The 12463-nt window shown below is 53.5% G+C and carries 6 protein-coding genes; all 6 read left to right on the top strand.

Features of this window, described 5'->3' with window-relative positions; translation table 11 throughout:
* The first annotated feature begins 57 nt into the window (after positions 1-57).
* The 6 genes from R0134_RS08300 to recD all read left to right on the top strand — a co-directional run bounded on the left by R0134_RS08300 (position 58) and on the right by recD (position 12440).
* On the top strand, positions 58-432 hold the full coding sequence (locus tag R0134_RS08300; RefSeq protein ID WP_319781404.1) for a DUF1294 domain-containing protein: 375 nt from the start codon (positions 58-60) through the stop codon (positions 430-432).
* A gap of 163 nt (positions 433-595) precedes the next feature.
* Positions 596-1696, top strand: a complete 1101-nt coding sequence (locus R0134_RS08295; RefSeq protein WP_319781403.1) for a hypothetical protein — start codon at positions 596-598, stop codon at positions 1694-1696.
* An 11-nt stretch (positions 1697-1707) separates the two neighbouring features.
* Entirely contained in the window at positions 1708-2529 is an 822-nt protein-coding gene (locus tag R0134_RS08290; RefSeq protein WP_319781402.1) for a mechanosensitive ion channel family protein, read from the top strand.
* Positions 2530-2987: 458 nt separating this feature from the next.
* Entirely contained in the window at positions 2988-6446 is a 3459-nt protein-coding gene (recC, locus tag R0134_RS08285; protein WP_319781401.1) for an exodeoxyribonuclease V subunit gamma, read from the top strand.
* Complete coding sequence (gene recB / locus R0134_RS08280; protein WP_319781399.1) at positions 6443-10333, top strand: exodeoxyribonuclease V subunit beta; 3891 nt, start codon at positions 6443-6445, stop codon at positions 10331-10333. Before recC ends, recB begins: the two co-directional genes overlap by 4 nt.
* A complete protein-coding gene (gene recD / locus R0134_RS08275) occupies positions 10326-12440 on the top strand; it encodes an exodeoxyribonuclease V subunit alpha (protein ID WP_319781398.1) in 2115 nt (704 codons plus the stop codon). Before recB ends, recD begins: the two co-directional genes overlap by 8 nt.
* Positions 12441-12463: the final 23 nt, after the last annotated feature.

The raw sequence follows: 12463 nt of genomic DNA, 5'->3' as shown, positions 1-12463 counted from the left end.
TATATCTACTTTAAATAACGGCGCTTAAATAATAGCGCGAAAACTAAGGATTTCTTTATGAAAGCAACCCAGTATTTTGCGCTGCTTTATCTATTAGTGGTGGCGCTAATCACGGCGTTGGCCTGGTTACCCATTGGCTTTTTTAGTGCACATTTTTTTGGCTTTGCGGCCAGTTATTTAAGTGGAGTATTGCTGTTAAGTGCGCTGACCTATGGCCTTTATGCTAAAGACAAACGGGCGGCGCGCCTTGATCAGAGACGTACACCTGAGCAAACCTTGCACTGGTTGGCTTTGCTTGGCGGTTGGCCGGGCGCACTGCTGGCTCAAGCGAAGTTACGCCACAAAACGCAAAAACAACCCTTTAAAACGCTGCTTTGGCTGACCATAATCGGGCATCTGGTCGCGGTTGCGTTATTATTAAGATTCATTTGAGTTAGTACTATCGTTTTACGAGCAGATAAGTACACAGCAGATAAGCTAAGACCTAGCGGCACTAAAATAAGCTCTTTGCTATGGCCAACATTCAGCGAGGCGCACTTTCCATATTTATGTCTCTAAGGGCACTTCCATTCATTAAGGCGGCACCGGAGCGAACATGACAGATAAAAACCACTGGCAACTGATCCCTGCCCAAGAGTACGAATGCCCAGCGCCGCCTACTGTCATGCGTTTGAAACAGCAATGGCGCCGACTGTTACGTACTTTAGGCGTCGTAAAATCTGCAGACTTGGCGATCAATGAAGAACAGTCTGAGCCAGATCCACCTGACTTTACCGCATCGGCGGCGCAAGCTGCGTTAGCGGGGTATTTGTCCGACGTGGACTGCGCGCAGCAGGGGGTGTGCTTTTTGCTGGATCCGCCCTTTAGTGGCACGGCGGCCATGGCGCGCACTTGGGGATGGCAACAAGGGCGCGCCTTATTGACTCCTCCGACGGATGAGCAAATAGCACAGGTGGCCGTGGACGATTGGTGGTTACAGCAGCCCATGGTAAAAGGGCAGGTTCACACTCAAGCCTGGTTAATCGATGATTTGGCCTGCTATTTTTTGCGAACCGCCGCGGGATTGCACTTTATTCGAGCTTGGCTGCCACGGGTATTAGCGGGAGAGTTTGGTGTGGGTTTAATCGTGTGTGACAGCTGGGCATTTGCTTTTTTAAGTCGCGATTGGCCGCAAAACTTGCCCAGCAGTCATAGCTTGGCACCTGCGACACCAGACTTATTACGCCAACTGGGTATTAAGGGCAAAGACCATCTATTAGAACGCCTGGCCGGTGAAGCCAGAGGCAACCTTGGCCTAGCTTGGGCGTTATGGCGCGGTAAGTATGTGGATCAGCAGTCGTTACCTGTGCTGCCGGTTACGGCCAACGACGCTACGGGCTTTATCTTGTATGCGCTGCTATTACACCGAGGCTTAAGTTTGACTCAGCTGGCAGAGGTGTTATCGAATGTGGCGCTTGATGAGCTGAAAGTGCAACTGCTGAGCTTGAGTCAAAGGGGCATTATTTATGCCGACGTAGAAAGTGGTGCAGAGAATGGAGCAAAGAGCGACGCAGAAAGAGACGCTAAGCGTGATGCTGTTACTGGGAGTGTTGCAGAGGGTGATAGCAATGAAACACCCTGGCGAATAACGGCGCTGGCCTATTTAACGGTACGTGAGTTTTTGGGCGGGCGAGATTATTTACTGGACGACTTTTAATGGTAGTGAATATGAACCCAAAACGATTTATGGACTTATTTAGAGACATCACCTCCGCTGTATTAATTGAAGCCGCCTTAGTGGTGCTGGTGGCCATCTTACTGGTGTGGCTCTCACAAAAAACACTGCCTTGGTTAGCGAATAGACTGCACAGTAAACGCCGTTTATGGGTACTGGCGCTGGTGCCGACTATTCGAATCATCGTTATTGCCGTCGCCATCTTGTGGTTGGTGCCGATGTTTATTGAGCTGACCGTAAAGAACACCATAGCGATATTAAGTGTCACCGGATTGGCGATTGGTTTTGCCCTAAAAGACTACGTGAGTAGCATTATCGCCGGCATTGTCGCCGCTTATGAAATGCCGTATCGGCCCGGAGATTGGATTGAGGTAGAGGGCCAGTACGGAGAAGTAAAACGCATTGGCATGCGGGTAGTAGAGATTGTTACGCCCAACGACACCGTTATTTTTGTGCCTCACCTTAAACTCTGGGATGGTCTTATTCACAATGCTAATAATGGTGGCGCCAGCTTAATGTGTGTGGTGAACTTTTATTTAGCGCCGGATCATAACGCCAGTGAGGTGTGCCGCGTATTGGAAGACGTAGCACTGTCTAGCCCTTATCTTAAGCTGACTAAACCGGTATTGGTACTCGCCGCAGAACAACCTTGGGGCACTCATTATCGAATTAAAGCCTACCCCATGGACCCCAGACAGCAGTTTAATTTTATGTCGGATCTCACGGTGCGCGGTAAAGATAGCCTACGCCAACTTCCCGTCAGCTTTGCGCGCATCCCGCCCGAGCACGCCATGGACTTAAGCCAAGCCGACTAAGCTCGTTTTCGTGACGGGTGACTCGATAAGCTAAACGATTATGAAACGGCTAAGTAATGCTGCGGAACTAACGTGGATTTTGTCGTTACAGGCTCTTAAAAGATTCAAGACTCATTCGCCACTGTCTTAGCGCTGGGTTTTGACCTTGTAGGTGCAAATTTATTCAGCACGGTTTGGAATTTGGCTTTAGGTTTGGCTCTAAAACTAACCAGCTACGCTGGCCCGGCGAAGAGAGCTTCGCCGCAGTTTGGAGCTTGGCTATCCACATAAGTTATGCCGGATTACTTATGTGCCACGCAAAGTCGGGGCACTATCGACCCTCAAACTGATACCATACACCCAAGAGCGCATCGCTAAGCGGCGGTGTGGTTTGAATGCTTGCCGAAAATATAACAATAAACATGACAGAGCAGCATGAGACGCGGCTGCCACCGAGTTTGGGATAATAAGGAACAAAGATGCAGGATAATAACGCGCTGGCGCCGGGGCTTATGGTGGTGCACGGTAATCAGTTGGAATCGCTACGAGAGCTGGCCGTGGCGTGGATGCGCCGTCATCCGCTGGCTCCCTTAGAAAACGAAATTATCTTGGTGCAAAGTAATGGCATCGCCCAGTGGTTAAAGCTCGCCTTGGCCGAACGGCGCAGTGGCGGTATTGCCGCGGCCATGCAGGTGGACTTGCCGGCGCGTTTTTTATGGCAAACTTATCGCAGTGTGCTAGGTAGCGACACCATTCCTAAGCTGTCTCCGCTGGATAAGGCACCGCTGACCTGGCGCTTAATGCGTTTATTACCACAGCTATTAGATGATGAGCGTTTTGCGCCCTTAAGCCGATTTTTACAAAGCGATGAAGATGGCCGTAAGCGTTATCAGTTGGCCGAGCGTTTAGCGGACTTATTTGACCAATACCAAGTGTATCGCGCCGATTGGCTGGGGGGGTGGGAGCAGGGCCGGGACCAAATCATCACCGCCCGTGGCAAAGCTGAGCCCCTAGACAGCGTTGCCTTGTGGCAACCGGCGCTGTGGCGCGCCTTGCTTGATGATGTGGGCCACGACCAAGTGGCCGGCAGCCGCGCTGGTGTGCATCCGCGTTTTGTGGCGGCGTTGCAAGCGGCGACTGAGGCGCCCAAAGGTTTGCCACGGCGGGTGATCGTATTTGGTATCTCGTCTTTGCCGGCACAAACCCTGGAAGCGCTGGCCGCTGTCGCGCGCTTTAGTCAGGTGTTGTTGTGCGTGCATAACCCTTGCCAGCACCACTGGGGCGACATAGTGCCGGATCAAGACTTGCTGCGGCACCAATATCGTCGCCATGCCCGCAAGGCAGGCCAGCCCGCTGAGCTAAGTGACCATGATTTGCATCAGCATGCGCATCCCTTGTTGGCCTCGTGGGGTAAGCAAGGGCGAGACTACATCAACTTGCTCGACAGCATGGATGAGCCCGACAGTTATCGAGAGCGCTTTGCCGCCATGGGCAATCGCATTGATATTTTTGCTGAAGGTGATACTTCGCATCTGTTGGCGCAGTTGCAAGATGACTTGCTCAATCTTAGACCCTTAAGCGAAACTCAAGCATGCTGGCCGGCGTTGGATGAAAGCGCTGCTTCCATTCGTTTTCACATTGGCCACAGTGCTCAGCGTGAAGTGGAAATTTTACACGACCAATTGCTGGAATATTTCAGCACTGACGACACCTTGCGACCGCGCGACATCATAGTGATGGTGCCAGATGTAAACCTTTATGCGCCGCATATTCAGGCGGTATTTGGCCAATATCATCGAGAAGACCCGCGCTATATTCCTTTTACCTTGGCGGATCAGGGCAGCCGTGGCACGGATCCCTTACTGATCGCCCTTGAGCAATTGTTGCGCTTGCCCGATAACCGCCAAACCGTGAGTGAAGTGCTGGACTTGTTGGAAGTGCCGGCGTTGCGTCAGCGCTTTGGCATTAGTGAGGCCGACGTACCAACCTTGCACCGCTGGATAGAAGGGGCGGGCATTCGTTGGGGACTCGACGCCCAGCGCCGTGCCGCCTTAGGTTTACCGGCCGATATGGAGCAAAATACTTGGCGCTTTGGTTTGCGCCGTATGTTGCTGGGCTATGCGGTGGGCAGCGGCGAGGCATGCTTGGGCATAGAGCCCTATGATGAAATTGGTGGCCTAGAGGCCGCCTTGATTGGCCCGTTGGTGCGCTTGCTCGACACGCTCGATATTTGGCATCAGCGGTTGTCCCTGAGTCATCTGCCCTCTGATTGGGGCCAAGCACTGCATCAATTGCTGAACGACTTTTTCCTGACGGATACAGATGCCGAACACACATTACTCACTAACCTCACCGAAACCTTAGAAGACTGGCAACAGTTGTGTGCCAGTGTAAATCTTGAGGAAATACTGCCATTAAACGTGGTGCGCGAAGCTTGGCTAAGCGCACTGGATCAAGGCCGACTCAGCCAGCGCTTTATGGCGGGTGCGGTGAATTTTTGCACCCTGATGCCGATGCGCGCCATTCCGTTTCGCATGGTGTGCTTGCTTGGTATGAACGACGGGGATTACCCGCGCACCGTGACCGCGCTGGATTTTGACTTAATGGCCACGGATTATCGACCGGGCGATCGTTCACGGCGTGAAGATGACCGTTATTTATTGCTCGAAGCGTTGCTCTCGGCGCGCGACCGCCTGTATATCAGCTGGGTGGGGCGCAGTATTCGCGATAACAGCGAGCGACCACCGTCGGTATTAGTGGGTCAATTACGTGATCATATTGCTGCGGGTTGGCGTTGGCATACGGATGCTGACGCTACGGGATCCTTGCTTACTCACAGCGAAAGCCGTTTGCTCGCTAATCTCACCACCGAGCATCCGCTACAGCCCTTTAGTGCACAGTACTTTAATGAAACGGGACCGCTATTTAGTTATGCCAGTGAGTGGGCGGGCTTATATCGTCAAGTGAGCCCAGTGGCCGAGCGGGATTTGGCACCTTTATTGGCCGCAGATGAACCACCATTGGTGCGCGAGCTGGAGCAACTGCAAAACTTTCTACGAGATCCGGTCGGTCACTTTTTTACGCAACGCCTGAAGGTCTATCTGGGTGAAGAGTGCTCGCCGCAATTAGATGAAGAGCCCTTTAGCCTAGATGGGCTAGAGATGTATGTGTTAAAGCAACAGTTGCTTGAGCAAGCCTGTGACGCTACCGATATCGAGCAAGCCTTGCGCATGGCGGCTACCCGTCAAAGCGGGCAGGGCAGCTTGCCGCTGGCGGGCTTTGGTATTGAATTACAAGAAAAGCTGCTGGCGCCATTGCCTGAGCAAATACAGCGCTATCAGCAATTAGCGCAGCAATGGCCCAACCCCTTAAGCTCGCCGTTAGCTTTGCAGTTTGAACAGGCGGGCATCGCGTTACAAGGTTGGCTGGGTGGACTGTATCAGCATGGGCAAGGGTTCGCCCGTCTTGAATTGCAGCCCGGTAATTTAGTGCATAAAAAAGTGCCAAAGTGGCACCGGTTGTTGCGGCCATTAGTCAGCCAAGTGGTGGCAGCCGCATCTGGCATTAGCTTAACCACTTGGTTGGTGGGGGAAGACGTAACCTTGGAGTTTTCGCCCCTTAGCCAAGATGAAGCGCAAGTTATTTTAGGTGAGTGGCTGAGTGCGTGGCGTGCAGGGTTAGAGGCGCCGTTGCCGGTGGCCTTGCAAACCGCCATGGTGTGGCTCGACAAAACAGACGAAGCTAAAGCCCGCACTAAATATGAAGGCGACGACTTTTTTGGTGGCGGCGAGTGTCAACAAAATGCCGCCTTGGCCCGTCAGTACCCCAACTTTGATGCATTAATCGCCAATGGGGAGTTTGCCACTTGGAGTGAGCGTTTATATCGCCCCTTGCTCAACCATCAACCCCAATCTTTGAGCGCGGAGAAAACGTCATGAATGCCCCTCAACCCCATACTCTTCGCCCGCTGGCGCTGCGCTTTGCCTTGCACGGCAGTCGCTTAATTGAAGCCAGTGCCGGCACTGGCAAAACCTTCACTATTTCGGCGCTGTATCTGCGTTTGGTGCTGGGTCATGGGGGCGAGGCGGCGTTTCATCGGGAATTATTACCGCCAGAAATCCTAGTGGTGACCTTTACCGAGGCGGCCACTCGTGAGCTGCGAGACCGTATTCGGGCGCGCTTAGTAGAAGCGGCACGGGTATTTCGCGGTGAATTACTCGGCGATGATTTACTGAAAGAATTTAAACGTGACTTTGCCGAAGACCTGTGGTCGGCTTGTGCGCGGCGCTTAGACATTGCCGCCCAGTGGATGGACGAGGCGGCGGTGTCCACCATTCACGGCTGGTGTCAGCGCATGTTGCGCGAGCACGCCTTTGACAGTGGCAGCTTGTTTACTCAAACGTTGGAAACGGATCACAGCGAGCTAAAAGCGCTGGTGGTGCGCGATTATTGGCGCCAGCAATGTTATCCGCTTAACAATGAGGCGCTAGATTGGGTGATTGAGCACTGGAAAACGCCGGACACTTTACTGAAAGCTATCCAGCCTTTGCTGAATAACACCGGTCTTGCCACCGCCAAGGCCACACTTTCTTTAGCGCAATTACTGGAAGAAAACTTACAACAAAAAGCGCACGCCTTAGCGGCACTAAAAGCCCCTTGGGTGATATGGCTGGATGAAATAGACCGAATTCTGCACACCGGCATTGCCCAAAAAGCGGTACACGGCAAGTGGCTACAAGCTAAGCGCACCGACGACTGGTTAGCTAAAATTCGTGACTGGCGAGACGGTGACGCGGTTGAGTTGGATCTCACCGATGCGGCTTGGGCCCGCCTGTGCAGTGCGGGTATCGTTGAAGCGTGGAAAATGGGCGATGCGCCCCATCATGGCGCTTTTGTTGCCATGGACACCTTACGCGAGCAGCTTGAGGGCTTAGACGCCCCCTTTGAGGCGGCACGTCGCCACGCGGGCGTTTGGGTAAGCCAACGCTTTGATGAAGAGAAACGTCGCCGCGCGGAAATGGGCTTTGATGACATGCTGTCGCGGCTCTATGAGGCACTGCACGGCGAGAACGGTGATCGGCTAGCGCAAGTGATACGCACTCAGTTTCCGGTAGCCATGATTGATGAGTTTCAAGACACGGATCCTCAGCAGTATCGTATTTTTGACCGTATTTATCAGTTAACTGAGCTTAAGCACGCTGAGTCCGAGTCTGGCGATGCGAACTTGTTATCGACGGAGCAAACAGCTACGACTGGTTTATTTTTAATTGGTGATCCTAAGCAGGCGATTTATGCCTTTCGCGGTGCCGATATTCATACTTATTTAAGTGCCAAACACGCGACTCACGGTCGTCATGAAAGCTTGGACACAAACTTTCGCTCTTCCAGGTCTATGGTCAATGCGGTGAACCGGCTGTTTTTATTAGCCGAGCAACGTCAGGCTGGCGAGGGAGAATCAGGGCAGGGCGCCTTTTTATTTCGTGATGGCAGTGATAACCCGCTGCCCTTTATGCCAGTGCAGGCTAAAGGCCGCGCCGAGCATTGGTGCGTGCGTCGTACATCCGATGCGGCCTTAATTCCGCAGCCAGCGCTTACCTTTTGGCAAGCCGAGCAAGATGAGCCCTTATCGGGCGGTGCCTATCGGGCACAAATGGCCGCCAGTGCCGCCAGTGAAATTACTGAGTTACTTAATTTAGGCCAACACAACCGCGCCGGTTTTAAAGACGGCGAGCAGTTAACTCCCGTCAAACCCAGTGATATTGCGGTCTTGGTGCGTAACTTTACTGAGGCCCAAGCCATTCGTACTGAGCTGGCCGCCTTGGGTGTGCGCAGCGTGTATTTGTCTGATAAAGACTCCATTTTTAACAGTCAAGAAGCGCTCGATCTTATGTTGTGGCTACGCGCTTGTGCCGAGCCTGAGCAAGACCGCTTATTGCGCGCTGCCTTGGCCAGTCGCACCTTGGGGCTAACGCTGTATGAGCTCGAGCAACTCAACCAAGATGAGCGTAACTGGGAGCGGCGGGTGATGCAGTTTCGCGATTATCGCAGCCGTTGGCGTCGCCAAGGCGTGCTGCCGATGTTGCATCAATTGCTCCATGACTTTGGACTGCCCAGTCGCTTGGTACAACGCAGTGACGGTGAGCGCGCACTGACCAATATCTTGCACTTAGCCGAATTGCTGCAACAGGCCGCCGCTAATCTTGATGGCGAGCAGGCGCTGACCCGTTATTTAAGCGAGCGGGTATTGGGCGAGGGCGACACTAATGATGAACAAGTGTTGCGCTTAGAAAGTGACGCGGCCTTAGTGCGAGTGGTGACCATTCATAAGGCCAAAGGCTTGGAATATCCCTTGGTATTCTTGCCCTTTATTTGTGCCTTTCGTGATACTAAGAGCAATGAGCCGGTCAAAGTGCATGACGGCGATCATAATCAATTAGTGTTGTCGCCCAACGCCGCTCAGCTTGAACAGGCCGACCAAGCCCGCTTGGCGGAAGACTTGCGCTTATTGTATGTGGCGCTGACCCGCTCCCGTCATGCCTGTTGGCTAGGCATGGCGGATCTTAAAGGGCGCAGCAAAGGCTCAATTTTGCACCGTTCTGCCATCGGCCACCTGCTGGGTGGCGGGGCGGTCTTGACCCGTAGCTCAGACTTAACCGATTGGTTGTCGCCGTTAGCTGAAGTTGATGTTGAGGCCAATGAAATTGTGCAGGTTACCGCACCTGAGCCAAGTGGCCTAAAGCTACAAGACTTGAGCGAAATCCAAGCCGAGCCAGTCTGGCGTAAACCACAGCGACGCGCCGCCGAGCATTGGTGGATTGCTTCTTACAGTGCGCTGCGCACCGGTGCCATCAATCAAGAGAAAGCCGCGCACCTTAAACCAGAACACCTTAAACCAGAGGACCTTAAACCAGAGCACCGCTATGAAGATTTAAGTCCCGAAAATGCCGCCGCAGCCAGTATCGCGGATGACGAACAAGAAACCGTCTTGATGCCGGCTGCTACCTCCTTAGTGGACGCCAGCTTGCATGGTTTTCCACGGGGGCCTAATCCTGGCACCTTCTTACACGGTCTGTTAGAGCTGGCAGCAGCCGAGAGCTTTAACGGCGAATCTTTGGCCTTAACTGAACAAATTGCGCGTCGCTGTGAGCTGCGCGGCTTAAACGACTGGGCAGAGCCGCTAACCGTGTGGCTGGGTCAATTGCTGCGCACGCCATTAGCTGGCACTGGCTTGTTGTCGGGCTCTGGACTTAATGAAAGCGAGCCAGCGCCACCTCAGCTGCCGGTGTGCTTAAACGCGCTCACCACCTATCAGCCCGAGCTGGAATTTTGGTTAGAAGCCAGCCAAGTAAATGTGCGGGTGTTGGATAGCCTAGTGCAAAAGGCAGTGTTGCCACATATCGTCCGCGCTGAGTTATTACCCGACACCTTAAATGGCATGTTTAAAGGCTTTATCGACTTGGTATTTGAATATCAAGGCCGCTATTTTGTGGTGGATTATAAGTCCAACTGGCTGGGTGCTGCGGACGAAGACTACACGCAAACGGCGATGATTGAGCAGATAGTGAAGCACAGATACGATCTGCAATATGTGCTTTATTTATTGGCCTTGCACCGCCAATTAAAACTGCGGCTGCCGGATTATGATTACGATCTGCACATGGGCGGCGCCATCTACTGGTTTATTCGCCACCCCCAAGGCCAGTATTTTGAACGGCCACCCAAAGCGCTGATTGAGTCACTGGATGACCTATTTAACGGTGAATTTGATAACAAGAGCAACGGCGAACTTGCTGACGGATCCAATGAGGAACAGGCCCATGTTTGAACAAGAGACGAGCGTGAAAAACCTATCACCCTTACAAGACACGCCTGCGCTGTTTGCGTTGCTCGATACTTGGGTGGATAAAGGCTGGCTGCGAGCATTGGACGCCGCCTTGGCGCGCTTTTTTGCCGAGTTAGAGCCAGAAGCGTCGCCGTTGCTGTTATTAGCCAGCGCTTTGGCCAGCCATCAATTGGGCCACGGCCACGTGTGTTTAGACGTAACGGCGACCTTAGCCAGCCCAGACTTTGCGCTGTCGTTGCCGCCGGAAGGGGACTTGGCAGGGGTAACGGTACTGCCGTCTAGCTTACTGGCTGGCGTGACCTTAACCGATTGGTGCCAGCAGTTGCGCGCTAGCAGCTTAGTGGCTGAAAGTTCAGAGCAGGCCCACCAACAAAGTGCGACGCCGTTAGTGTTAGTGGAGCAACGTTTGTACTTGCGTCGTTACTGGCGCTATGAGCAAACGGTGGCGAGTGCACTCAGTCAGCGTTTAGCGCTCACACCTAGGTTGCCAGACCAGCTCAGTGAGCAGTTGGAGCAGTTATTCCCCGAGCCGTTAGTGGTGGACGGCGAGCGGCAAACTGATTGGCAAAAGCTGGCTTGTGCATTAGCGGTGCGCGGCAACTTTAGCATGATCACCGGCGGCCCCGGCACTGGCAAAACCACCACAGTGGTGCGCTTGTTGGCGCTGTTGCAGCAGTCCGCTATTGGGCCGACAAGTATTAGCCAGACAGATGTCAGTCAAGCTAATGGCGCCCAAACTCATGGTGGCAAACCGCTGCGTATTCGTTTGGCTGCCCCCACCGGCAAGGCGGCGGCGCGCCTCACCGAATCCATTGCCGCCCAAGTGGCCAGCTTACCGGTGTCTGAGGCGGTGCGGGCTACTATTCCGAGTGATGTCACCACCTTGCATCGACTGTTAGGCAGCTTGCCGAACAGTCGGCATTTTCGCCATCACGGGGCCAATCTATTACCGCTGGATGTATTAGTGGTGGATGAAGCTTCCATGATAGATCTAGAAATGATGGCGTGTTTATTATCGGCACTGCCGCTGCAGGCGCGGCTGATTTTATTGGGTGATAAAGACCAATTAGCCTCGGTAGAAGCGGGGGCACTGCTCGGGGATTTATGCAGTGATGCCACAGCAGGGCGTTACGCCCCTGAGTTAAGCCGCTGGTTGGCAGAAGTGAGCGGAGAGTCACTTGCCCATCCAGACTTGCAAGCAGGGACGGCCAGCGCCCATCCCTTGGCGCAGCGGACTTTAATGCTGCGCTATTCGCGTCGTTTTGGCAGTCAGTCCGGCATCGGCCAGTTGGCATTGGCGGTTAACGCTCAAGACTCTACACAGGCTCGCGCCATATTAAACGCAGGGCGGCCTGACTTACATCGCTTGGCGCTAAAGGGCGAGCAGGATAAGGCGCTCGATAACTTGTTGCTGAAAGGGCGAGGCGAGGCACAGGGCTATGGTCATTACCTGCAGCTGTTGCAACAAACACGGCCGGCACAGAGCTGTGAGCCCGACCATGGCGCGTGGAGCGATTGGGCGGTTGCGGTATTGAGCGCCTTTGATGAATTTCGACTGTTGTGTGCCCTGCGCAAAGGGCCGTGGGGGGTTGCGGGGCTAAACGAGCGTATTGCACAGCTTCTGCACAGACGCGGCTTGTTGAGCAGCGATCAAGGCTGGTATGAAGGACGCCCAGTATTAGTAACGCAAAATGATTACAGTTTAGGGCTAATGAACGGCGATATTGGCATCGCCCTGCGCGTGCCGGACGAGCCAGGGCGCAGCGTATTACGGGTGGTGTTTGCGCGCAACGACGGCGCACAAGGGCTGAAATGGGTGCTGCCTAGCCGCTTAAGCGCGATTGAAACCGTGTTCGCCATGACAGTACATAAGTCGCAAGGGTCTGAGTTTGCTCACACCGCTTTAATCTTACCTGAGAGCTTAAATCCGGTATTAACTAAAGAGCTGCTGTATACGGGCATTACCCGCGCGCGCTTGCACTTTAGTTTGTTAGAAAGCCGGCCTTCGGTATTTGAGCAAGCGGTACAAAAGCGCGTTGCTCGGCGCAGCGGTTTGCTTAATGAGCTTACGCCTCAAACCGACGGCTAGCGTTACGTCGCTCGTTAAAAAAA

It is taken from the genome of Oceanisphaera sp. IT1-181, from assembly GCF_033807535.1.
Lineage (GTDB): Bacteria > Pseudomonadota > Gammaproteobacteria > Enterobacterales > Aeromonadaceae > Oceanimonas.
This window is presented reverse-complemented; position numbering and strand designations above follow the sequence as displayed.

Bases quoted from the DNA above. Each gene is read 5' to 3' on its own strand.
- R0134_RS08300 (WP_319781404.1), top strand. From the start codon at position 58: ATGAAAGCAACCCAGTATTTTGCGCTGCTTTATCTATTAGTGGTGGCG.
- R0134_RS08295 (WP_319781403.1), top strand. From the start codon at position 596: ATGACAGATAAAAACCACTGGCAACTGATCCCTGCCCAAGAGTACGAA.
- R0134_RS08290 (WP_319781402.1), top strand. From the start codon at position 1,708: ATGAACCCAAAACGATTTATGGACTTATTTAGAGACATCACCTCCGCT.
- recC (WP_319781401.1), top strand. From the start codon at position 2,988: ATGCAGGATAATAACGCGCTGGCGCCGGGGCTTATGGTGGTGCACGGT.
- recB (WP_319781399.1), top strand. From the start codon at position 6,443: ATGAATGCCCCTCAACCCCATACTCTTCGCCCGCTGGCGCTGCGCTTT.
- recD (WP_319781398.1), top strand. From the start codon at position 10,326: ATGTTTGAACAAGAGACGAGCGTGAAAAACCTATCACCCTTACAAGAC.